The organism is Nitrosopumilus adriaticus (assembly GCF_000956175.1).
Taxonomy (GTDB): domain Archaea; phylum Thermoproteota; class Nitrososphaeria; order Nitrososphaerales; family Nitrosopumilaceae; genus Nitrosopumilus; species Nitrosopumilus adriaticus.
Genome location: NZ_CP011070.1, coordinates 892353 through 917443, shown reverse-complemented (window position 1 = coordinate 917443; position 25091 = coordinate 892353). Strand labels below are relative to the sequence as shown.

Annotated in this window: 21 protein-coding genes; 11 read left to right on the top strand and 10 right to left on the bottom strand. The window is 34.1% G+C overall.

Annotated features, from left to right (window positions below):
* Positions 1 to 10 precede the first annotated feature (10 nt).
* The gene (locus tag NADRNF5_RS05305) at positions 11 to 1036 is read right to left on the bottom strand and encodes a hypothetical protein (RefSeq protein ID WP_048116098.1); all 1026 of its coding nucleotides are present in this window, start codon (positions 1034 to 1036) and stop codon (positions 11 to 13) included.
* 177 nt (positions 1037 to 1213) lie between these two features.
* Between NADRNF5_RS05305 and NADRNF5_RS10700 the strand changes: the two genes are divergently transcribed.
* On the top strand, positions 1214 to 2149 hold the full coding sequence (locus tag NADRNF5_RS10700) for a hypothetical protein (RefSeq protein ID WP_052661885.1): 936 nt from the start codon (positions 1214 to 1216) through the stop codon (positions 2147 to 2149).
* A gap of 85 nt (positions 2150 to 2234) precedes the next feature.
* Here NADRNF5_RS10700 and NADRNF5_RS05295 read toward each other — a convergent pair whose 3' ends face one another.
* The 4 genes from NADRNF5_RS05295 to NADRNF5_RS05280 form a co-directional block, all read right to left on the bottom strand.
* A complete protein-coding gene (locus tag NADRNF5_RS05295) occupies positions 2235 to 3047 on the bottom strand; it encodes an ion transporter (protein WP_425338992.1) in 813 nt (270 codons plus the stop codon).
* A 124-nt stretch (positions 3048 to 3171) separates the two neighbouring features.
* Positions 3172 to 4818, bottom strand: coding sequence for a magnesium/cobalt transporter CorA (corA, locus tag NADRNF5_RS05290; protein ID WP_048116097.1), 1647 nt, complete (start codon positions 4816 to 4818; stop codon positions 3172 to 3174).
* 84 nt (positions 4819 to 4902) lie between these two features.
* Complete coding sequence (locus tag NADRNF5_RS05285; protein ID WP_048116096.1) at positions 4903 to 6213, bottom strand: hypothetical protein; 1311 nt, start codon at positions 6211 to 6213, stop codon at positions 4903 to 4905.
* Positions 6214 to 6274: 61 nt separating this feature from the next.
* Entirely contained in the window at positions 6275 to 7582 is a 1308-nt protein-coding gene (locus tag NADRNF5_RS05280) for a helix-turn-helix domain-containing protein (protein WP_192828290.1), read from the bottom strand.
* 323 nt (positions 7583 to 7905) lie between these two features.
* On the opposite strand from NADRNF5_RS05280, the gene NADRNF5_RS05275 reads away from it, so the two are divergent.
* Entirely contained in the window at positions 7906 to 8298 is a 393-nt protein-coding gene (locus tag NADRNF5_RS05275) for a DUF6659 family protein (protein ID WP_048116095.1), read from the top strand.
* Positions 8299 to 8352: 54 nt separating this feature from the next.
* Here the strand turns inward: NADRNF5_RS05275 and NADRNF5_RS05270 are convergent, their stop codons facing one another.
* Entirely contained in the window at positions 8353 to 13455 is a 5103-nt protein-coding gene (locus tag NADRNF5_RS05270) for a hypothetical protein (protein ID WP_048116094.1), read from the bottom strand.
* Positions 13456 to 13659: 204 nt separating this feature from the next.
* Positions 13660 to 13884, bottom strand: a complete 225-nt coding sequence (locus tag NADRNF5_RS05265; protein WP_048116093.1) for a hypothetical protein — start codon at positions 13882 to 13884, stop codon at positions 13660 to 13662.
* Here NADRNF5_RS05265 and NADRNF5_RS05260 point away from each other — a divergent pair.
* A complete protein-coding gene (locus NADRNF5_RS05260; protein WP_048116092.1) occupies positions 13883 to 14746 on the top strand; it encodes a hypothetical protein in 864 nt (287 codons plus the stop codon). The two genes, NADRNF5_RS05265 and NADRNF5_RS05260, sit on opposite strands and share 2 nt — an antisense overlap.
* A gap of 24 nt (positions 14747 to 14770) precedes the next feature.
* Here NADRNF5_RS05260 and NADRNF5_RS05255 read toward each other — a convergent pair whose 3' ends face one another.
* Positions 14771 to 15136, bottom strand: a complete 366-nt coding sequence (locus NADRNF5_RS05255; protein WP_048116091.1) for a response regulator — start codon at positions 15134 to 15136, stop codon at positions 14771 to 14773.
* 53 nt (positions 15137 to 15189) lie between these two features.
* Complete coding sequence (locus NADRNF5_RS05250; protein WP_237089363.1) at positions 15190 to 17046, bottom strand: sensor histidine kinase; 1857 nt, start codon at positions 17044 to 17046, stop codon at positions 15190 to 15192.
* 248 nt (positions 17047 to 17294) lie between these two features.
* Between NADRNF5_RS05250 and NADRNF5_RS05245 the strand changes: the two genes are divergently transcribed.
* On the top strand, positions 17295 to 17843 hold the full coding sequence (locus NADRNF5_RS05245; RefSeq protein ID WP_148313076.1) for a hypothetical protein: 549 nt from the start codon (positions 17295 to 17297) through the stop codon (positions 17841 to 17843).
* A 441-nt stretch (positions 17844 to 18284) separates the two neighbouring features.
* Here NADRNF5_RS05245 and NADRNF5_RS05240 read toward each other — a convergent pair whose 3' ends face one another.
* Entirely contained in the window at positions 18285 to 18467 is a 183-nt protein-coding gene (locus NADRNF5_RS05240) for a hypothetical protein (protein ID WP_192828363.1), read from the bottom strand.
* A gap of 151 nt (positions 18468 to 18618) precedes the next feature.
* On the opposite strand from NADRNF5_RS05240, the gene NADRNF5_RS05235 reads away from it, so the two are divergent.
* From NADRNF5_RS05235 to trpA, 7 genes are read left to right on the top strand one after another with little or no spacing between them, the layout of a single operon-like run.
* Positions 18619 to 19968 (top strand): anthranilate synthase component I family protein, encoded by a 1350-nt coding sequence (locus NADRNF5_RS05235; protein ID WP_048116089.1) that lies wholly within the window; start codon positions 18619 to 18621, stop codon positions 19966 to 19968.
* Positions 19965 to 20570 (top strand): anthranilate synthase component II, encoded by a 606-nt coding sequence (locus NADRNF5_RS05230; RefSeq protein WP_048116088.1) that lies wholly within the window; start codon positions 19965 to 19967, stop codon positions 20568 to 20570. The genes NADRNF5_RS05235 and NADRNF5_RS05230 overlap by 4 nt, the downstream gene beginning before the upstream one ends.
* Before the next feature lie 19 nt (positions 20571 to 20589).
* Positions 20590 to 21117 (top strand): hypothetical protein, encoded by a 528-nt coding sequence (locus NADRNF5_RS05225; RefSeq protein WP_048116087.1) that lies wholly within the window; start codon positions 20590 to 20592, stop codon positions 21115 to 21117.
* Positions 21114 to 22154, top strand: a complete 1041-nt coding sequence (gene trpD / locus NADRNF5_RS05220; RefSeq protein WP_048116086.1) for an anthranilate phosphoribosyltransferase — start codon at positions 21114 to 21116, stop codon at positions 22152 to 22154. Before NADRNF5_RS05225 ends, trpD begins: the two co-directional genes overlap by 4 nt.
* Positions 22154 to 22930: an indole-3-glycerol phosphate synthase TrpC gene (locus NADRNF5_RS05215; protein WP_048116085.1), complete on the top strand. Its 777-nt coding sequence runs from the start codon at positions 22154 to 22156 to the stop codon at positions 22928 to 22930. Before trpD ends, NADRNF5_RS05215 begins: the two co-directional genes overlap by 1 nt.
* Positions 22927 to 24117, top strand: a complete 1191-nt coding sequence (gene trpB / locus NADRNF5_RS05210) for a tryptophan synthase subunit beta (protein ID WP_048116084.1) — start codon at positions 22927 to 22929, stop codon at positions 24115 to 24117. The genes NADRNF5_RS05215 and trpB overlap by 4 nt, the downstream gene beginning before the upstream one ends.
* Complete coding sequence (trpA, locus tag NADRNF5_RS05205) at positions 24104 to 24910, top strand: tryptophan synthase subunit alpha (protein WP_048116083.1); 807 nt, start codon at positions 24104 to 24106, stop codon at positions 24908 to 24910. The genes trpB and trpA overlap by 14 nt, the downstream gene beginning before the upstream one ends.
* The last annotated feature ends 181 nt before the right edge of the window (positions 24911 to 25091 follow it).

The following is a 25091-nucleotide window of genomic DNA, read 5'->3' as shown; positions in this document are numbered from 1 at the left end:
AATAAAAAAATTATTTTGTAAGTACTAGAGAGTAGCTTACAGTGAATGGGGTTTCATTCATGGTATGAAGTGCCAAAGCATTTCCTGAAAACACTGTAGAACCAGCTGCGTTTGATGGTACTAATACTAGTCCATAGTATGTTTCACCATCTGGAGTCCAATAGGGCATTGTAGTCAGGTCGCCTTTACTCATCGGTCCAATCAAGGTTACAATTTGCACAGGCTCTGATGCATCATATGTTAGATGTCCAGAATATGTTTTGCCACTACTTGGTCCCAATATTATTGCAAGTTGGTGTGTTTCATGTCCAATACCAGGATCCTGCTGTGATGTTATTGTTCCTCTAATTACTTTTTCACTTACTGGATTTTCAGTGTATGTAACAGAATATGTCACAGTGAATGGTTCAGAGTTTTTTGTATGAAGTGCAACTGCATTTCCTGTAAACTGCCAAACACCTGAAGAAGTTTCTTTATCAATAAAGGTCAAGCCGAACATTGTTTTTCCATCCATTGTCCATGTTGGTTGTCCCTTTGCCATTCCAGCTTTGAGTGGACCATGTAATGCTACAAGCTGAACGTTTTCAGTTGCAGTGTAGGTTAGATGTCCACGATATGTGTTTTCACTGGGAGGTAGAATTATTGCAAGTTGATGTCCTTCATGTCCTTGACCTGGATCTTGGACTGATGTGATTACACCTGTAACGGTTTTTGGAACTTTGAGTGAAGCTGTTTCTTTAGATTTCTCCATTGTTTCAGCCTTTGCGTCTTTCTTTGGTACTTCTTTAGCTTTTTCAGCAGATTCTGATTTCTTTTCAGATTTTACCTCTTCTTTCTTTTTTGCCTCAGTTTTTACTTCTGGAGCAGGTTCAGAACAGAGTCTATCACCACAAACCTTCTTTGAATTAATTGCACTGGCTGAATTTCCTTTGCTTTTTAGGGCTTCAGCTGATTCAATCAATCCCATTGGGGTTGCAATTGTACCTGTAAGTAAAACAGCAACTGTGAAAATTGCTAAGAGTATTGTTTTAGTCATTAAATCCAGATTATTTCATGATTATAATAAAGGTGATGGATATGACCTAGAACTGAATTAAATCAATTTGTATCAATATCTTAAGTAATTAAAAATATCAAAACTTGATGTACCTTACAAAATTTAATTTCATTAACAAAGTTTTTAGAGTTTGAGTATCTGATTAATGTGAATATTTTGAAAACAATCCATATACTATTTCTTCTATTTTTTATCCCGTTCATCCCTATAGTCCATGGAGACTTTGATGGAAATATTGCAGAGTTTCCAATAACATTTGTCACAATTGGTGGGATACCCATTGATGATGATCTAATCGCTCCTTTTACAGATATTGAAAATATTACTAGTCAATTTGGAATAGAAGTATCCTTTACAGAATTAATTGCGTATTCGATTGGGATGGTAGTTTATGGAATTTTTATTTGGAATTTTTACAGATTTATTGCTAGACGAGAAATGATTCCATTAGGTCTGAAAAAATATCAGACTGATGGGAAAAAAGCAACATCAATTATTGCATACGTTTTCAAATACATCATAGTTTTTCCATTGGTAGTTTTAGTTTGGTTTATCGTCTATTCCACATTTTTGTTCTTCATGGCACCAGATATTCCGAAAGAGCATGTTTTTCTCATTGTAATATCACTTGTAGTAACCGTCAGAATTTCAGCATATTACAAAGAAGATCTTGCAAAAGACTTTGCAAAATTAATCCCATTTGCACTATTAGGTATTTTCCTTACAAGCAACATTTTCTTTACACCTGATGACATTATTGATAGAGCATATGGTTTTATTCCATTTTTAGGTAATATCGTAGGATTTGTAATATACGCAATAATTGTAGAAGCTATTTTACGAGTCTTGTTTTTGGTGAAAAGAAAATTACTACCTGTTGCAGAAGAAAAACTAGAAGATCAAATCGAAGATCAGATTGATGAAAAAATCAAAGTCCATGTAGAAAAAATTGAAGCAAAGCAAGAGAATCTTGAGAAGAAAATAGTTGAAGAGACAGATGAGATTGAAAAGAAGATAGAGAAAGAGACAGATGAGATTGAAAAGAAGATAGAGAAAGAGAATAGTTCAAACAAGGAAGAAAATAAGAAATAGTTACTCCCCAATCAAAAAAAAGATTATATTTTTGTAGAGATGTAACTCTAAATTTTTTTAATAAAATTTTAGTATTGATTATATTTTATTTTTCTGAGATGTCTTTTCCACAGTGAGGACATGTATTGTTTTTTTGCTCTCTTTTATGCCTTAATTCTTCTGTAAATGCAGAGGCCATGATTCCAGTAGGAATTGCATAAACTGCAATCCCAATAACAGCTACACCTGCAGCAATTAATTTACCAGGTACTGTGACAGGATATACATCGCCATAACCAATTGTTGTAAGAGTGACTATTCCCCACCACATAGATGCAGGTATGCTAGAGAAGACCTCAGGCTGTGCCTCATGCTCTGCATGATACATCAAACTAGATGCAAAAATCAACACAATAAAGAGAATAAAGAAGGCTACTGCCAAATCACCTGCTTTTGATTTAAATACTATTCCAAGAGTTTGCATTGGTTCAGAATATCTCGATAGTTTGAATAATCGAAATAGTCTCAAAAGTCGAATTATTCTAATGAATCTAGTATCAGTAACAACGAATGGTAAGAAGAATGGCAATATTGCAGCTAAATCAACTAGCATCATAGGTGAAACAAGCAACCGAGCTAACCCAAATTTAGAATTATTATATTTTGGATTTAATTTGTAAACAAGAATTCTTCCAACATATTCAACAGTAAAAACTATTACAGAAAAAACTTCAAAGGGTGTAAACAGATAACCATATTCATCTAAAACAGATTCTTCAGTTTCAACAATTACAACTAGCACGTTAACAGCAATTAAAGTAATAATAAAAATTTGGAAACTCTTTGTAATTTTATCATTAGTAGTACCCTCTAAAATTTCATATACTCTCTGAATTGTTTTGTTAGTCACGTGAGACATCCATTGTTTAGATTATGTAGTTTTAAACAGTTCCATTAGAATTGAGGCAAATGAATAAAATAATAAAAGAATCTATGATAAAATACAAAAGGTCATCACGAAATTATTTTAGATGTTTTATGACTTAGAGCCATTTCTTTCGTTTAAACCACGCTATCATTATTCCAGTAATTATAGCCATAGCAGTCAACATTGCAAAATAACTGTACTCCCATTGTAATTCTGGAACATAGATAAAATTAGTTCCATAGATTCCAGCGATGAATGTTATTGGAATAAAAATAGCTGCAATAATAGTAAGTGTCTTCATCACCTCATTCATTCGATTACTAACACTTGACAGATAGGTATCTAACATACCCCCAATTACATCTCGTAGTCCCTCGATAGTATCAATTACTTGAATTACATGATTATATACATCTCGCAAATAAGTTCGAGTGTTATCTGAAATGAGTATAGTGGAATCACGTCCTAGAAAATCAACAATTTCACGTGCAGGCCAGATGGATTTTCTCAGAGATATCATTCTGCGCTTTAATGTTTGAATTGTTTGCATGGTTTCAGCAGTAGGGTTTTTCATTAATTCTTCTTCCAATTCTTCTGTAATGTCGCCTATTTTTTCTATAACTAGGAAATAACTATCAATTATGGCATCAATAATTGCATATGCTAGATAGTCACTCTTTTGATTCCTAATTGTGCCTGTTTTATTTCGAATTCGCTTTCTTATTTGATCAAAAAAATCAGCCTCGATTTCTTGAAAAGTCACCACATGATCTTTTGCTATAATTATTGAGATTTGTTCCAATTCAAGTTTTCCTGTTTCAGAAATATAATGAGGCATCTTTAGCATTACCATGATATATTTATCTGAAACTTCAATTGAAGGTCTCAATTCTGTATTCATAATGTTAGCTTGATGAAGAGGATGAATTTCAAAACTATTTCCAAAAGCTTCGATAATTTTTGGATCATGTATGCCAATAACATTAATCCATGAAACGTTTGGTTTGTCCTTGGACTCTAAACACTCTTCAATTTTTACATCACTTTTTTCAATAATTTCTTGATTATCATATTCTATCATGTCAATTCGAGTATTTTCTACTCTTTGTTGGCCAACATGAATGAGTGCACCAGGACTTTGACCAATGGTGTCAACCAAAGATACTTTTTGAGTTGCTGTTTTGTTTAGTATTTTTGAAATTTTGGTAATATCTTGCAGTCCAATATCTTTTGTAATCTCTTTTACTTTTGATGTCTTACCTGCAACTCCAACAATAATGAATCCTGCAATTATTGAAAAAATAATACTTATTCCTAATGGAGTAAAATCTCCAACAATTGCTGCCTGATAAATTGCCTCAACATCAGTTGCAGTTCCTGCTTTAGCAAATAATCCAATAACAGAATCAAGTAAGAAAAATAAGAATGAGATTAAAGCACCAATAATAATTGCTGTAACTATTGTAATTCTAGGAGGGACTTCAATATTTTTTTCTCCTTTGTATGGAGACAGGTATTTTTTGTATCGAATAATCATTAATGCCATAACAGTAATGATGATTGTAGAAATTATCCACCATGCAACAAGCCACGGGCCCTGTTGAGAATCAATCTGCTCGACTCCAGAAATAAGATCTTGAATATTTCCAGTCAAAGGTAATGAAAGAAGCGATGTAGCTATTCCAATTACAATCTGATACAAAAAGGCAAACGTAAAACCATAAACAAGTCGATTAACAATAATTCCAATCTTTTCTCTCATTTTCTACCCACCAATTTGATTAGAGATCAGTATATTCTAATTGGTGTTGGTTTATTTTTTATGACCTCTTTATTTTGATAATAATTAAAGACCCAACATCACACCATAGAGTTTGGTTCTAGTCTCCAACAGTTCTTTTCGCAAATCACTTATATCCAAAGCTAATTGTGCTGCTGCTTCTTCACCAGTTGAATCAAGTTGTTTTGAGACTAATACTCCTAAGCTTTTTCTTTTTTCACCTAGTTGAAGTTGTAGTTCATCAACGTGTTTTTCAAGGGAAGAAATTTGTGTTGAAATACTTGAATTTTCACTAATACTGACAATTATTGTATCTGAATCTACTGCATTAATTTTACCAATGCCAACTTGACATGATTCAGGGATAATTCTATCAATAAGTTTCACATCAACTGAATCAGAATCAGAGTCTACTGTAATTACTGGCACACGTATAGGTTCCATACCCGAACACGCTTCAAAGACGACGTTAAATCTTTTTAAATCAGGATTGCTGGAAACTGGCACTACAACAGATTCAGATACAGATATGAGATTAGTCGTCATTCCAGTAAGAGGTTGTCCAGTTATGGATTTAGGAAAATCAATTTTTGATACTTTGACATTTGGAGGAACATACAAGGCTACCAAATATCTTCTTAGTTGATCTTGAACATCATTGAGTTCTTTTTTAAGTGAGATAATGTTGTTAATTGTTTCAGGATTTGGGTTTTCTTCTGTTTTTGGAAGAGTTTGTTTTAGAGTTTTTATTTGAGATTTTAAATCAGCAACTTTAGTTTCTAGAGAAGAAATTTTTTCAGATATTCCACCTTTATTCAATAATTTTGCAGTTATAGATTCAGGATTTGCAGCTTTTATTAGAACAGATGAAGTATAGCAAGAGTTTGCATTAATCATACTTCCAAGTTTTACTTGTTTAGTCTCACTATCAGATGTCACATAAATTTCAGGTGTACGAATTACTTTATCATTAGCACATGCATCAAAAATAAATGCATATCCTGAAATGCTAGTTGAAGTAGCAGATGTTTTAGAAGGAGATAATTGTTTCACAGTAAACAGTTTATTTATTGTTCCAGCAGCCTGTCCTTTAGTAACTTTTTTTGTTTTAATTTCTTCAAGATTTTGGTCGGTGAGTTTTTTAGCCCATCCCATTTGAGATAATTTCTCAGCAGATTCAGGTTTTACACAAGACACATTTCCAGAAGATGCTTTTGTTATCTTGACTAGGCCTTCAGCGCAGATAATTTGTTCTGCAGTGTAATCGAGTTTCATCTGTTGTTTTGGAGGAATGACATCAGCAAAAGATTGAGACACTAAAGGACTTGAAAATAGTATGGCAACTAGAAATAATACGAATAAACCTGTTAATTTCACAAGACTTCTTTGTTATTCAACTATAAAAACCAGTTACGAATTGCACATGTTTAGAATTTAATCAATTAGAATCTCTACGGTCCAGTCCCAGATACTGTAGAAACTTGTTAGCCTCAACCAAGGAATGTTTTTTTATTTTTACACGGTCTTCTTTGCTGATTGATTTTGATACTAGGTGAAGCATCTCATCCATTAACCTAATTCCGCCCTGGGCACCTTTTCTTAACCCTAATTGATACAATATGGGAAGATTTGCTATATTTGATGGTACTTTGAGATTGATTTCAGGTAGATTTGGGTATTTTTTATCAGGATATTCAATGTCAATAAATTTGTCAACTACTTTTGAAAGAACGTCATCAAGATTCTCGCTTAAATTGCGCTCTAGTTTTGTGTTCTTTTCTTTTCTTGCCATCATGATAATTCGCTTAATTTTCAGAAGAGCCTGATTGGATTCTACAGAATCAAAATCTTTTGTAGTAAGATCTACATCATAATCTTTCATGAAGGCAGAAATGATAAAAGATAATGCTTCTTTTCTACATGATGATTTTGTTGTTCCAAATGGGCAGTTGTCACAATTTGTGGTAAAGTATCTTATTCCACGTTGACCAAAACTAGATAAGACAATTTTATCCTGATCACGTAGTTTTGAAATTGTTCTTGATACAAGTCCTTCATCAATCATTAAAGCTTGAGAAATTTCCTGGTTAGAGTAAGAGCCTTCATCAATCAATGCAAGAATTTCTTTTTCTAATTCACCAGGAGATCTTCTAGAGGGTTCTTCAATAGCATCAGCTAAATAATGAGACACAAGTTTGTCTCCAAGTTGATGTTTAATTGTAAATGCAGTTCCATCAAATTCTGCATCCAAGCCAGATAATGTTTCAGATTTTAGTATTTTATTTAGAACCTTTTCCAAATTATTAATTTTAAATTCTTTTAGTAATTTAGACAAGGTATCAATTGTGATTTTAGTATTTCCAGATACAAATTGATTATACAGTGCCCACCGAACTTTTCTTTCATCACTTCGTTCAATCAAACGAAGTAAACTACAAAAATCATCAATTTCATCCCATTTAATTTCTGAAAGATCTTCATCAGAATTTTTAATCATAAGTGTTTTATCAAGATTCTTTAGAAATTCTTCAAATTGTTTTTTTGTTTGAGTCTTTGCTGTTTTGGTTTGTTTTATTTTGCTACTTTTAGGAATTGTCCCATACAAAATCTCTTTTGATAGAGATGAATCAGTTCGAAATGGTTTTGTCTCATATTTTAAAAATTCAAAAAATTCCAGCGTCTTACCAGTGATTGAATTTGGCTGAAAAATTTTTAATCCTAACAGAACAGAATTGGAAAGACCCACACAGTAGTAAAATTACTTGATTATATATGCTTATGAAGTCAACCACATGACTAATTCTTAGAGGAGTGCAGCTAGATTAGAATTATCAAAATAAAATCAAAAATTCACTCCCTTAATAGAAAACCAGAACAAACAAACACATAGCAGAAATTCCATTTCCACATCAATATATTCAGAATTTTAAGATAGTTATGAAGGAACTCTGGCAAAAATTTGTTACTCAAAAAAGAGTAGGGTGCAATGGTTCGTAAGAAAAGGAGAAAACTTTTCAACGGAGATGATGATGAATAATCCTAAAATTAGAGTAGCAAATCCACATCAATATGGCATTATTATCACCTGAGGATATCACAAAATTAGATAACGCCTGTGATGAATTATCAAAAGATGAGAACGTAAGGCATGTAGGAGTGATAAATGAATTAGGAAGATTAGTTGCGGGCGGATTCAAAAAAGGAAAAACACCTCTCATAGAAGAAGAAAAAATTTCAATGACATACATGCAGATGCAGTTAGACTTTAAGATGAGAAAAGAGCTAGATGATGTATTAGGACCAATTGACTATATTGCATCAAGAAGAACAAAACAACTAATCATCAGTGTTCCAATTGGAGATAATTTGGTACTAATATCTGCAGATCCTAATGCAGATGACAAAAAAATTATCAAAAGAGCTGAAGAGTTGTTCGATGACATTAAAATTACAACAGTTTAAAATCTCAGATTAATTGTAAATTTATCAATACAAATAAAACTTATATGTAATTATTTAATTTTCAATTACCATCATATCCAGTTTGATTGGAGGACTCAAAGCTACAGGATTGCTAAGAGTTTGCCAAACAAAAATTGTTGCAGTGTATTTTCCAGAACTGTCAGGAATCCAAGATACAGAGGGGGAAAATGATTGACCCTCTAACAAAGTTCCAGTGATCCATGATAGGGATTCCACAGAGTTTGTAGAGTTATTAATTTGAACCAGATAGGTAAAAGGTTGGTTTGCAATATTTTTGTTTAATAGATTTGCAGTGATTTGGACTTGTTGATCAACATAAACATCATTTAGCACATTTCCAAAAGAATCAACAGTTCTAGGATTGGATATTGGAATACGCTCTAAAGGAGGAATGATTGGACCCACATATGCAGTTGCTGAAATCTTTAGCTCATCTGCAGTAGAATATGGTTTTGGCAACGTATGGTCCTCATACTTTGCTGTAATGGTATCCCCATCAGATACTCGAAGTTTATTTCCAGAAGATTGGTCCTTACTGGTCAATATGACTTGTCCTTCAAATATACCAGTTGCAGGCCCTGTTTCAATTACTGTAAGATCTATCCCACCAAGATCGGAATCAGACCACACATCAATTGTAAATGTATTTACTGTTTCAGGATTTAGATTCATGTCTGGATCAATAACCCTAATCACACCAATACCATTAGATGAGGTTACACCCTGAATCCATTCTACAGCACCAATATTCCATCTAATCAGAGCTGAGGAGGTTGTTGTTTCTCGGTCATTGAATTTGAATGACACAGTTAGCCCATCATCATGTTTAGATTCTAAAAATCCATTTGTCGGCCCCCCTTTACTTTTAGGTTCTGTTCTAGGCATTGTATCAATGCCGTCTATATCGCCAGTTCTAGGATTACCATCAGCATCATGCTTGAATCCTGTAAGTATGACTTCGCCTGTAAATATTCCAGTATCAGTACCAGTCTCTACAAGTTTGTATTGTGAAAGCTTGTTTGATCTAGTAGATATCTTGATTTCATTTTTTTCATTTTGACCTATTGGATCAATTTTGTATTCATCAAAATTATGATCAGGTGCAACAATTGTAATGTAGACTTTTTCTGTCCAAGAGTATACTTTCTTATCTAGTGTAATCAAGGATTGTAAATTAGAAGTATAGAATTTGAGTTCTACCTTCTGGTCTGTCTTACCTACAAAGTCAGAGCCAGAAGTGCCCCAATCAGTATACGTAATCTCAATTGTTTCATCTCTATCTACGGGTTTGTTATTAATTTCAGATGGAATTTTAAGAATGGTTTGGAATATTCCCGTAGAGTCGCCTGTTTCACGAAGACCAAATGGCTGTGAATCGAAAATTTTTCCATTTTTAGTAATTGCACCTCCAAGATTACCCATTGTCACCCTAGCATCATCGGAGTCCCATTCTAAAACATCAAGTGAATGTGTTTCAGCCTTTTTAGAGTCAAAATTAAGATCAGGATCAATCAAAGTCAGTATCACATCACGTCCAATAATGTATGAAGATTTATCGGACTGTAGAGAGCCTATCCTTAGATCAAATGCCGCAGAACCAGTTACTGTTCTTGGAGAACCAGATGCATCGGTTTGATCAGAGTATTCTACTGTAATCACATCGCCTTTCAAAATACAGTAATTCCCAGTAGAGGGAGATGCATCAAATCGTGACAGAACGCCAGTTTTAGTATTATCCAATTTTGTGAATGTGGTTGTAGGAGGACATTTTGTCGATGACGGTCCATCACTGTATCGCAGAGGGAGTTTAAACTGAAATATTCCAGAGCTTGGAGCAGTCTCCAAAATTGGACCTAGTTCTCTAGTAATTCCGCTTTTTGTATTCTTTCCAGTTGTGATGACTCCTTGTTTTGCTTCTTCACCGCCAGCTGTAGCCAAAAGCAAGCTAGATGTTCCGCGAGTAACCAAAACTTTTACTGGTCCGTTTGACCCAACAATGTTTTGTGAAATTGTATCTTCCCCATTTGGTGAGAGATTATAGTCTGCATCATGAATTTGAACATAAAGAATTGTGTCTTGGGGTCCTAGTTCTTCTCCAGAATCAATTGCCTTTGTATCACCATTTTTAGTAATTGCAGTTAGATGGAAAGGAAAGATAGAATGCCCATCAGGTCTTGTTGAGGAAGATTTTCCCGTATCAAAAAAGTCTGAAATAGAGCCCACAGGTACTGGATAGCTACTTCTATCCAGTTTTACCAAACCACTTGTTGCACCAACAGTTGCACTAGCACTGGTTACTGCAGCTTGACTAGATGTTCCTCGAAAATCATAGTATCTTGCACCAATGTCCACCCCTGTTGTAGATTTTACTATACCACCATCATTTCTTGAGCAGTACTGAGAGGGAATCTTAAATGATCCGACAAATTCCCCAGTTTTCCGTCCAGTTTCAACTAGAGTAAATCCAGTTGAAGCTAACCCGTCACTTCCAGAAATTGCAGAGCATGATTTACCATTAGAAGGGACTGTAGATTTTAACCAACGTTCATCATCAAATGTTATTTCCAATAGCTGTCCAAAAGGCTCATTTTTCATCATTCCCAAATTTGGCAGTCCGACTGTATCAGATGCCACATCATTGGGAAATTTTGATGGATCAACTACGGTATAGATATCAACAAGGTCTGAATCCACATTTAGATCCTTGTCAAGCAACGTCACACCAACTGTATCACCAGGCTTGAATGACTTTATTGACAAAATTACAATACCCATATGTGAAAGTACGTCTTGTTGGTCTGAGATTGCAGTTAGTACCCCATCAGAACCCAAGTCATTAAAATTAATTCTTGGAGCATCATTTCCTTTTAATTCATCAATTACAAGAAAGATGGGTTCGTCATCAATTGGATTGATTTTTTCATATGTTGCAGGATTAAAGATATTCAATTGGTTTAGCATGATATATTCCAGACTTCCCCTAAACTTTCCAGAGTCCTTTGTCAATTCCTCCATTTCGACACGTACAATTTGATTTGCAATTCGTTGTTGTTTTGTAAGACCATCATTTAGAATTCCATATGAAAAGAAATCAGCAACTATAGGCCTAGTTTCCATACCAATGTTTTGAATTGGAGTAAAAGTAAACATCAATCCAATTGGCTCATTTCCAGTGTAAGATTGAGAAAATAAATTTGAATGAAGGGTTTGAGGATTAGAAACTTGTTGTGTAGAATTTAGATTAATTAAATTTTGAAGTCGAGTATCAGATACAATCTTTATTGCAGATAAATTATTTACAGGATTTCCAGAAGAATCAAGAATGTCAGAAGACAATTCATTAACTAACAGATAAACATCGACATTCTGTATTGTATTGTTCAAAGAACGAATATCATAGTTAAACATGTTTAATCCTTTGAATTTTTTTGCAGGATCAAATGGATTGTTAATTGAACCATAAAGTTCCTTGATTGGAGTTTTAAGATCTATTACCAGTGCATTTGCATTGGTTGTTGTAGTCGGATCAATTCGTGCTCTGTCACTGAATTTTTCAACTGATGTGGTCGTAGTTGTTCCCAAAGTTGAGGAGGACAAAGTAAACTTGTTAGACACGGGAGTAAGAGTAAACCCTGAGAGAAAAGAAGATTTTATTTTTGTTGTATCGCCAACGCCGCTTTCACCCAAAGTAAATGGATCACCGGTACTCAGAGCAGGGATTGCCTTGTAGAAAGGATTAAACAAATCCAGATCCTCTTTTTCAAGATTATTTTTGTTTGAATCAGAATCAATCAAAATTACGGGCATCTCTTCACCAGAATTCCATTCAGTTCCTTTCAATGTTTCATCAAGTGATATGACACCCTTGCCAAATCCAATTAGCAGAGTTACAGGTTTTTTGTTGTATTCAATTGTTGCAGATGTTCCTCTTTGTGCATTTTGAGTTGTGATCAGGACAGAATCATTGTTTGGATCATAGGTAGTAAAAATTCCACTATTGGGAGATGTTTCAGTTATTGTTACTGGTTGTTTGCCAGCCCCAATTGAGCCAGCTGATGTTGAGATAAGGGAGATGTCAATTTCACCATCACCGTTTGTTGCAGAATTATCATTGTCTCTTATGGTAATGACATTTGCTTGTCCCTGAGTACTAGGATTAATTTTTAGAATTCCATTGTCTTTGAACATCATAGAGCTGAGATAAGGCACCAAATCAACAGCGCCGGATGTTCCATCAGAATCTACTTTTCCGGATTCTTCATAAAGTAAATAGTATGTAGATGGACTTGATGAAGTTCCAAATGACCATGAATCTTCATCAGTAGGATCAATGTTAAGCGTTAGATCTGTTATTTTTAGATTAACATCAGATGATCTTGGATAAGTTGACCTGTCTAATTCATGTTTGACTAGTTTTTCAGAAGTGTCAAAAGTTAGAGTAGTCTTTTGTGGTCCACCGCCCCTATTGTATTGAATTTCTATGTTTCCTCCTTTTGAAAAATCATAGAGTTGAATAAATGGCCACAGATCTTGAGAGGTCAATCCAATTTGTCCAAGTTTGACAATGCTGTTTCCAGGATTCATTGCCTTTGCTTGTCTTACAACATTCATCGAATTTTTTGTGTAGGGTGAAGACAAAGAACAATCTTGTGTGATTTGATTAGGAGGGTTAATGCCGTTTTCACCTCCAATGCCTGAACCACTTACAGGAATTGCAATGCCTTCAGTATCCGATACAGAAACTCCAAGGACAGAAGTATTTCTAGAACAGAAGGTTCCAAAGTCAAGTCCTTTTCCAGTAAGACCAACTGTGCTATCTGCAATCTGAGCTTGTCGCCTATCAGAAAAATAACCATACCAATTTCCATCTGTAGCCTGAGTCATTCGCAAATCTTTTCCATTAATTGTAACATCAGGTTCTCCCAGTCCTTTACCAGTATCAGAAATATTTTGATCACGTACTACAACTTCTATTACTTGTGGACCAGCAACACGGTTTTGAGATAAAGGATTTGAAGCTGAGACATAAAGATAGGATGTTTGTGCTTCAACATTAGAAAAACTAGCAAGGGAAATACTACCGCTTAGGATTAAAATAGAAAGAAATATTGAAAAAATTTTCTTATGTTGTATCATGTCGATATTTTGTCAGGTTTACTGATAAACATTGGGTATGAGTCATTACAGAATTTTGAATCATATGATCCAGTAAAAATTAAAAAATGCATCAGGAAGTTATTCTTCATTTTTTTCACTTGAATGATTCCAGTATTTCTGAATCAAATTTAATCGAATTATCTTTTTTCATATTTTTTGAAATGGCAGAAATCAGTTCTCGGATCAACTGTAATCATCCTCAACAAATATCCATGATAATCCCATTACATCCATTGCAGACGTGTTTTGCAGAGACAATATTTCAGGTCGAATTTTTTCTCTTTCTTTTACTGGTGTTTCTACCAGACTTGTTTTAGGCTCAGATTGCCCTTGTTTCAAAGTTAGACTTTGCATGTTAAATGATTTGAGAATAGTTATTATTTGACTATGCCCAACAACTTGTGGCATGCCTTCTAATGAACAGGGAACAGTCTACGGTAATCTTCACGCATACAAAATGTACACTAGACCTACGGCCCAAAGATTGTTTGGAGCTTACTCTTTTAGAAAAAAGCAGGGCACAAAGCATCACGAAAATGTACAAAGAATGTTAGAAATACTTGGACTAAATGGCACTCTTACCACATGGGGAATTGCAAAAACACATCTGGATGATTCAAGTGGAATCAGAACAAAGGAAAAAGAATACAGAAGACTTCTTCTAGGAAGAATGGCAAGAGGGAAACACACAATCGGATTATTAGAATCAGGTTTAGTAGTAAAAGATGGAAAGAGCCATGTCAAGGCACCTGCAGATCAATACAGATTATCTCTACACGGAATTTTATATTGTTTAGATGTTTTAGATTTGACAGATAAGCAAATTGATAAAATTGCTGAAAAATATTCAGATATTCTTCCAATGGTTTTTGGCAAATGGGAATATCTAAAATCAAACATAGGAAACGAGGTTTATAGACTAAAGAATTTGGCTGCAGGGTTATTCATGGATAACATCCAGATAGCAAAGATTTCAAATTTTCCTGTTTATGAATTAATGACATACTTGAATGTAAAATATCAAAATAATTTCGAGCAGATAGATGAAGAAGATTTGGCAAACCAAATATCATTTTGGTTTTACACTAATTTGCTTGTACCTGCAAGATTTAGAACATCATCAAAGCATTCATCATTGGAAATAAAGCAATGGAAGAAAATTATTCAAGAAGATAAAAACATAGCAAAATGGTATTACGGGTTTGTCAATGAAGCCATCAAGTTCTACAACACGAGATTTAGCAGATTAAAAAAATTAGAAAAAGTATAGTGCTAAAAATAGAGATTCTATTAATTATGCATACTTGAGAACAATCTCTTCGAGTTGCTCAAATGAGTAGGGTTTGTGGATTGTTCCAAGTAGAAACATGCTTTTTGCCTTCAAGTGTTTTTTTTCATCCATAGAAAAGGCAGTGATTAATACAACGTTTGCATCTGGATCAAATTGTTTTATTTTAAAAAATGCATCAAAACCATCCATTTTAGGCATCTTTATGTCCATAATTGTCAGATTTGGTGAGATTTCTTTGTATTTTGATACTGCATCCAGGCCATCTTCGGCCGTGACGACATCATAGCCCATACTCTTTACCATGTAAGACGTATTTTCCAATAGATCAATATCATCATCTACAAGCAGTATGGTTTTTTTCTGTGACACACATCAAACTAAAAAATCAGCATGATAAAACTTTCGGAAAAATCATTCATAGATTAATTCAACGATAAGGGTAGTGTAATGATAAAGCAGGTGGGATTGTTTTGAGCAGTAATAGTACCCTTATGTTGCTCAATGATATTTTTACATGTGGATAGACCCAAACCAGTTCCCTTTTGCTTTGAGGTCACAAGAGGCTGAAAAATATGAGACAAGACATCTTCAGGAATATCAGGTCCAGAATTTTGAATTTTAATAATTGCAGTTGAATTTTTTTGCTCGATAGTACAGGATATACTGCCATGATCTTTTCCTAATGCCTGAATTGCATTTAAGAATATATTAATAAAAACAATCTCTAATTTTTCAACATCGGCATTTATTTTAATTTCAGATTGAGGAATTACAAATGAAACATTATCAGGAATCTCAATAGAATTTTTTGCAGATTGTATCAATTCAGTGATTGAGATTAATTTTACATCTAATGGAGTCACTCGTACATAGTTTAGCACATCGTTAATTTGATGCGATATAGTATCAATGGAGCGATTCATTCGTTCAATGACACCATTTAATTCACCATCATGTTTTGAGTTTTTTTGTAAAATTTCAGCTGAACTTTTAACAGTTGCCAACGGGTTTTTTATGTTATGAGCCATACTTGCTGACACTTCTCCAATTGCTGCCAGTCTCTCATTTTTTAATTTGACATTTGCTTCGGCCAACTCTTTTTCTGTTCTAATTAATTTTTGCAAATTTTTTGCCATATCATCAAATGATTTTCCAATGGTGTTGATTTCATCAATTTTGGAAGGTTTGGTTTTAATTTTAAAATCACCTTTTGAAATCGAATCAGCAATAATTGCCAGTTGCTTTAGCGGAGAGGAGACATTGCTTGATATCAAAAATCCGCCAATAATTGATGCAATCATGCCTAAAATTGATACGCCAATTATGGAATTGCGCAAGCCTACAAATTCATTAACAATTGATGAGCTGTTTTGCTCAATTACAACAAACCATCCAAATCCCTCAAAAGTTCTATACCCAGTTGATTGTGCATAAGAGATCAAACGAAAGTCATCTATCTCGTCATCTAATTCAAAAAATCCAACATCATTTCCCTTTTGCAGGGTTGGGAAAAAGAACACAGGAGAGTTATTCAATGAGATTTCTTGATTTGCAAAAATTTGTGTACCGTCATTATCTAATAGCAAAACATCCCTGCCAGAAATGGTCAGAAGATCAGTTTCTTGAACAAAATCATTTAGCAATACATCAAGTGTCACTAAAAGTTTTAAAATTCCAATGAAATTCTCATCATCATCAAATATACTGTATGCAAATTCTATGGAATAGTTTTGATAGTTTTCATCAAATTTAATTTTCCCAACATATTTTCCTGTCTCTTTTGTTTGCTGCCACCATTCTTCATCACTTTGAGAATAGTCTGATGTCCCAGTTGCCAGTGCAACATTTGCCCCATATGCATTTGTAACAAATAGTTCTTCTACTACTTCATAACCATATTCATCTCGATAGAATTCAATAGTTTCCAAGAGATCTCTTGTCAGTGCAACATCTGAAATGCCTCCAATGAAAGGATTACTTTCGGTAAACTCTATCTCTTGCTCCTTTAGTTGCAAATATGCTTTGATATTTTCAATTCTTTCAAATTCTTTATTTGATTCAGTCAGTGTGGTTCGAATTAATTCAGTCTTTGTTAATTCCTGAAAATCAATTAACCTGTTTTCTATGTGTCTGTCTAAATTTTGAATTAAATTAAATGCAAATCCTTCATTTCTTGAACCCAACAATTCCTTGCTTTCCTGTACTGTCAAATCAAATGAAACCATTCCAGTTATTGTGAAAGTAAGTGATATTGCAAACATTACTGCAATTATTAGCAAAGAGATTTTCAAGAGATTAACTAGCCAGGATCAATTAGATATTAATTTAAACATCACTAATTTATGCAAAAAAAGGCATGCCACAGTAATTCCGCTATAGACAAATAGATTTTTGACTTTACTACTACATGGAAAAAAATAACCCAAACTAGAACAGCATCCAAGCAAGATTAGCAAAAATAGGGGTTCTAGGCATGCCACAGTCCAAAATCTTTGGATAAATAACAATAATTTTGGATGTTTTTGGGATGGCTTGTTTGAAGGGCAAGGGCATGGTTTTAGGATTAATGTTAATGTCATCTATTATCATGCCAAATCTTTTGGCTGAAGCATTTGGGGAAAAGCCCACCATTACTGAAATTAGATGCAAAAATCATCTTTCCAACTATATTAAACTTGGAGAAGTTATGTACAAAGAGAGGTACAAAAATAACAGAATCATAGATAGTTGCATAAAGTTATTCAAAGATTCAAATTCTGAACTTTACTTTACCCCACCAATAATCAAAGTTTCTCAAAACAATAACATATCATTTGAACTGACATATAACAAATCAATTGGAGAGAAATATCATCTTTTAAAATACCATGTTTGCAATGAAGAGGAAAAATCAAAAAACAAAATATTATTCCAATCAAATTCTGAAAAATCTTTAATCATATTGCCAAAAAAACTATTGTCAAAACAGTGCGCTGACTTTTGGACAGAAATTTCATCGGGAAATGTTGATTCAATAAAATTATCCTGGGATAGCGGAAAGGAAAAATCACTCAAAGTCAGAAAAACATTCCAATGATACTATTTCAATACCAGAAACTAGTTTTACTATAGCATATGGCATGCCACAGCATGAAGGTAATTCTCATATAACAAAATTTACCAAATAAATTCATGAGTTCTTTGAGAGAAACAAGTGTTATCAAAAATCGTTACAATGATGAGAAACATATCCCCAACATTTCTCAAAACCAGTCCATAAATTCAAAGGATGACGTTATTCTCTCAAAGAGCATTTTTTATGCGTGTAGCAGATGTGATGGAGCACTTGTTCCAATATCAGTATGCATCTTTTGTAGGAGACCATCCTTACGTAGCTGCACTAATTGTAATATGATCATCGATACACGATATCATGAGTCATGTAAAATACTAATAACATTTGGGAATATGATTTCTAAAAAAAGTGTTGATTGATTAAATTTTTGAAAAAATAGAACATAAAATAAATTACTATCACCTATTGTAACGAATAATGAACATCACAAAATAGAACTGTTCCATTAGGCAACGTCTTGGCAGTAATGCAATGACCATCTTCTAATCCCTTACCACATACATAGCACTCTATTTTTGAAACAGATGTTTGTGATTTTGATAGACTTTGCATATTATGCATCATAGTCTGATTTACCCCCTGCATGGTAATTTTGATACGATCAAATATGATATAAAGGTACCGTACCATACGGTAATGTAATCATGCCTGAGAAATTAATAATTTTAAACAAAAACTACGACATCAAAACCCACTCATCAATTTAAATAATAAAGAACTGGAATTTTGTTTATGGGTGGACACCTTTGGAAATGCTCAAGCAAAAGTAATACCCCTAGATTTATCTGAAAACCAATTTCAAATTTATAATAAAATATCAAGAAACTATTCACATTCATTTCTCTTCGAGTCATTGACAGGACCAGAAGTTTTAGCTGAGACATCTGTGATGGGATTTGATCCAAAAATTATCCTTAAAGGGTATTCAGACAAGGTAGAGATAATTTCAGATGGTAAAACCCAAACCATTCAAACTACAGACCCGTTCTCAGAACTAAAAAAACTCTTAGGAAAATCAGATGATCAAAGTTATCGATATTTAGGCGGAGCAGTGGGCGTGGTAAACTATGATGCAATAAGATTAGTTGAAGACATTGCAGATTCGCACAATTCAAAACAACCACTAATGGAGTTTGGAATTTATGATGATGGCATACTCTATGATAATTTACACAAGAAATTATTCTATTTTTATCATGATGAAAATAGATTTGATAAATTAAGAATGAATGATGACACGTTTGGCGAGTATCACTCCAGTGAAGTAACACCGAACATGGATAAAGCAACTTTTTCAGAGATTGTAAACAAAGCAAAAAAATACATTCACGATGGAGACATATTTCAGGTAGTATTATCTAGAAAATTTGCATTCAAAAATCAAGGGGATAATCTAACACTATACAAAACTTTACGAAAACTAAATCCTTCACCATACATGTATCATTTAAAACAAGGAACAAAAACAATCATTGGTGCATCACCGGAAATGCTTGTTAGAATTACAAATGACAAAGTCGAAACATTTCCAATTGCAGGAACAAGAAAAATTACTGATGATGAAGAAAAAAACAAACAACTAGAAGAGGAATTAATTAATGATGAAAAAGAATTGGCAGAGCATACTATGTTAGTTGATTTAGGCAGAAATGACATAGGTCGAGTTTGCAAGTATGGAAGTGTTCATCCAGAATCATTAATGCAGATAAAACGATTCAGTCATGTCCAGCACATAGTTAGTCATGTAGTTGGAAATTTGGCTCCTGAAAACGACATGTTTGATGCGTTTCAAGCAGTATTTCCTGCAGGGACAGTGTCAGGTGCCCCCAAGGTTCGCGCAATGCAGATAATTGATGAGTTGGAGACAGAAGCCAGAGGGCCATATGCAGGTGCCGTGGGATATTTCTCATACAATGGATGCTGTGATTTTGCGATTGCAATTAGAAGTATATTCATCGACGGTGATGACGGATTTGTACAATCAGGTGCAGGAATTGTTTCAGATTCAATTGCAGAAAATGAATTCAAAGAAACAGAACACAAAGCTGGGGCGATGCTTCAAGCATTAAAGGAGGCATCAAAATGAAATTTCTAATTATCGACAATTATGATTCATTTGTATACAACATTGCACAGTATCTAGGGGAATTGGGAGTGGAAAGCAAAGTGATTAGAAATGACAAAATTACTTTAGAGCAGATAAAACATAACAACTATGACGGAATAATAATTTCTCCAGGGCCTGGAACTCCCGAGGAAAAAAAATATTTTGGAGTATGCTCAGATGTCATAAAAGAGATTGGGCCCACAACACCAATTCTTGGAGTATGTCTAGGACACCAAGGAATTATTCATGCGTTTGGCGGCAAAGTAACCAATGCAGGATGTGTTCGACATGGAAAGACTAGCCCGGTAAAGCATTCAAATTCAGAGTTATTCCAAAATGTAAAGAATCCATTTAGGGCAACAAGATACCATAGTTTAGTTGGAGACAAAACAATTATTCCAGATATTTTGCAAGTTACAGCAACAGCTGAGGATGATGGAGAAGTTATGGGGATTAGTCACAAAAAATATCTCATTCAAGGAGTTCAATTCCATCCAGAATCCATAATGACTGAAGACGGAAAAAAGATTCTAGAGAACTTCATAAATCAAGTAAAGGAGAGAAAATCAGGCTCAAAATGAGCCTAGGAGATGAATCATCATGACTGAATTGCTTTCAGACAGAGAAAAACTAGTTTCAGTGTACGGATTTACAAAATACTATTCAGATGAAAGCATTCCAGATGATTTTATTCATATGTTAGTAGAGCAATGCGTTAAAAAAAATACAAAATTAAATTCATTTGAATTAAAAAAAGAGATAGAGGGATTAGATAATTTTTTGACATTTACAATAGAGTCTACAATGCAAAATATTGAAAAATCAATATTATACAAAAGAGTGATTTCTGACAATCCAAAGCCTTACACCATTGGAGAATATCTAAAAGAAAACCCCAGAGAGGCACTGATATTTGTATACTCTGTTGGAAAAGGAATAGAGGACTCATCAAAAGAAAACAACATTCCATTTGATTTTCAAAACTATATGAAAAAATTTGATGACTGGGTATTTTATGAGAGTTTTTCAGAAGAAGAGTTTGAGAAAATTCCAAAAGACACACAGATATTCTTAGATACAGTTATTGAAGAAATTAAACGAAAACCAAAATCAGGAGAAAAGAAATGATTTCAGAGATTATTGCAAAACTGCAACAAAAGACAGATCTGACTTATGATCAAATGAACTCTGTCATGACCGACATTCTATCAGGGAAAACAAATGATGAGCAAAATGCAGAGTTTCTATCAAATCTTGCACAAAAAGGAGAGACAGACGATGAGTTATTGGGGATGCTAGATAAAATGCAAGAGTACTCGCTAAAAGTAGATACAAAAAACAAAGGAACTGTAATTGACATGTGCGGCACCGGAGGGGATAAACTCCAGACATTTAATGTATCAACCACTGCATCATTTGTAGTAGCTGCTGCAGGAGGAATTGTTGCAAAGCACGGAAATCGCTCAAGCTCAGGAGTTTCAGGAAGTGCAGATATTTTTGAATATTTTGGGTATGATTTGAGCCTAGATCCTGCACAAATTTCAGAAATATTGCTAAAGCACAACATCTGCTTTATGTTTGCACAAAAATTTCACCCTGCAATGAAGTACGTATCAAATGCAAGAAAGCAGTTAGGAAGAAGAACTGCATTTAATTTACTTGGGCCACTTTCAAATCCAGCTGGAGTAAAAAATCAGCTTGTGGGAGTTTTTTCAACAGAGTTTCTTGACAGATTACCTGCAATTCTAAAAAGAAAGGGTGCAGAAAACATTATGACAGTACGCTCAGATGACGGGATGGATGAATTCTCAACCAGTGCAGTTAATCGCGTATGCATTTTAAGAGATGACAAAGTTCTGATGAATGCAATTGATCCTGAAGTTGTAGGTCTGCATAAATCAAAACTAGAAGATATTCAAATTAAAACTAGAGAGGATGCAATAAAATCATTTGTGGGAGTTTTAAACAATACTGCAAATCAAGCAATGATTGAGACTACCGCACTTAATGCAGCAGGAGGTTTGATTGTTGCAAATATTGCAGATAATTTTGAAGAAGGAGTACCGATTGCATTAGACACAATTAAAGATGGTAAAGCATTTTCATTATTAGAGAAATTTGTTGCAGACACTGGAGATATTTCAAAATTAAAAGAGATGATATAATGGCAGAAAACATTCTAAGAAAACTCGTAAACAACTCTCAAATGGCAATTAATGATGGAGTGTATGAGATTGATGCAGATTTGCAAAAATCTAACAAAGACTTTGTACAAATCATTAAGACGAATCAACATGCAACGCTTTTAACAGAAATAAAATTTGCATCACCTTCACTTGGAAAGATCAGAACAACATCAGATCCTGTAAGTATTGCAAGTCAAATGATTGCGGGTGGGGCAAAAGCATTATCAATTTTGACTCAACCGCATCTGTTTAATGGCTCACCAGAATATTTTATGAAGGTAAGACAAGCAGTCGATGTACCCTTACTAATGAAAGACATCATGATTGATAAAGTTCAGATTGATGCTGCAAAGAAGATAGGAGCCGACTATATGCTGGTAATACAGTCACTATTTGATCAAAAATTCCTCAAAGATATCGATGATTTTATCAGTTATGGGCACAAGCAAGGACTCGAAATTCTCCTGGAGGTTCACACTAAAGAAGAATTTAAAAATGCACTAAAGACAGAAGCTGACATTATTGGAATCAATAACAGAAATCTAGATACGCTAGAAATTGATCTTAAGACCACAGAAAAAGTCCTTGAAGGATATGAAAAAACAAGAGTCATTCTATCAGAGAGCGGAATTGAGACACCAGAAGATATCAATTACCTAAAAAAATTAGGCGCAGATGCATTTCTGATTGGTTCTAGTATAATGAAAAGCGACAACATTCAAGAACAGGTAAAAAAATTGGTGAATGCATATTGAAATATCCTAAGAATGGCAGATTTGGAGAGTTTGGCGGAAAATACATTCCAGAGACACTCGTTCCTGCAATTGAAGAATTAGAGGAGAATTATCTTAAGTTCAAAAATGATAAAAATTTCAAAAAAGAACTAGACTATTATCTAAAAGTGTATGCAGGACGCCCTACTCCGTTATACTATGCAAAAAATTTATCAGAAAAACTTGGAGGAGCTAAAATCTATCTAAAGCGAGAAGACCTACTACACGGAGGGGCTCATAAAATTAACAATACACTAGGGCAAGCATTACTTGCAAAAAAAATGAACAAAAAAAGAATCATTGCAGAAACAGGTGCAGGGCAACATGGTGTAGCAACTGCAATGGCATGTGCAGCTTTGGGTATGAAAGCTGAAGTATACATGGGATACAAGGATACGATAAGACAAAAGCTTAATGTTTTTAGAATGGATTTACTTGGAGCAAAAGTGCATCCAGTAAAATCAGGTTCAAAGACTCTCAAAGATGCAATTAATGAAGCAATTCGAGATTGGATTACAAATGTAGAGACAACATATTATCTTCTTGGTTCAGCTGTGGGTCCACATCCTTATCCTGTCATGGTAAGAGATTTTCAAAGTGTGATTGGGGAGGAAATAAAAGTACAGATGAAAAAAATCAACAACAAAGCACCCGATAGTGTTATTGCATGTGTTGGAGGAGGCTCCAATGCAATAGGAACATTCTATCCACTAGTAGATACCAATGCCGAAATAATCGGAGTGGAGGCAGCAGGACAAGGGCTAAAATCAAAAATGCATTCAGCTACACTTTCTGCAGGCTCCAAAGGAGTTCTGCATGGAATGATGACATATCTTCTTCAAGATGAGGAAGGACAGATTACTGAAACACATAGCATTTCTGCAGGATTGGACTATCCAGGTGTCGGCCCTGAGCATTCATACTATAAGGATACAAAGAGAATAAAATACCACTCAGCAACAGATGTAGAAGTAATTGATGCATTCCTTTTGCTTACAAGGACAGAGGGGATTATTCCAGCTCTTGAATCAGCTCATGCAATTGCTGAGGCAATCAAAGTTGCAAAGAAAGGAAAGAAATCAGAGTCTATCGTAGTGACGCTTTCTGGAAGAGGAGACAAAGACGTAGAAGAAGTACAAAATTATTTGAATAAAAATGTCAAAGATTAAAGAAAAATTTGCAGAGTTAGAGAGGAAAAATCAGAAAGCGCTGATTTCATACATCATGGCAGGATTCCCAAATGAAAAAGCCACGATTTTAACTGTTAGAGGACTGGTAAAGGGAGGTGTTGACATAATTGAATTAGGATTTCCGTTTTCAGATCCATTAGCTGATGGCCCAGTAATTCAGAATGCAAGTACTGTCTCATTAGATAAAGGAACAAAGATTAACAAATTTTTTTCCCTAGTTAAAAAAATTAGAAAAGAGACAGATACGCCACTGGTACTAATGACATATACGAATATTTTGTATCATAAAGGATATTCAAAATTTATCAAAGATGCAAAAAGGGCAGGAATCGATGGATTTATCCTTCCAGACATGTCTGTTGAAGAATCAAAAGAGTATATTGATGCTGCAAAAAATAATGCAGATACAATATTTTTAATCTCTCCAAATACTTCAAAGAGAAGAATTGAAAAAATTTCCAAAGTTTCAACAGGGTTTTTGTATTTAGTAGCAGTGTTTGGCACAACAGGAGTCAAAACAGGAATTAAAAATTATACACTAAAGGCAATAAAAGATGTCAAAAAACATACAAAGGGAAAAATTCCCATAGGGGTAGGATTTGGGGTTTCAACGCCTGATGATGTAAAAAAATACATCAATGCAGGCGCAGATGCAGTGATTGTTGGCAGTGCATATCTAAAATTGATAGAGAAAACTTCTCAAAACAAACTAGAGTCAAAGATTGCATCATTTACAAAAAATCTAAAAAAGAACACAATTCTAAAAAAATAACCATACCGTCAAAGATATGGTGGTCAGGTTCTCAAACTGCACGGAGGGGGAACTCTATTTCAGTTATGACCACCAAACTAGATAGTTATCAATAGTATATGCATTAGGAAAAATAAAAAATAGTCGTCTCTAATTTCTTAAAGTCGTTTAAAAAATGAATTATTTTTGAACGATTGTATAA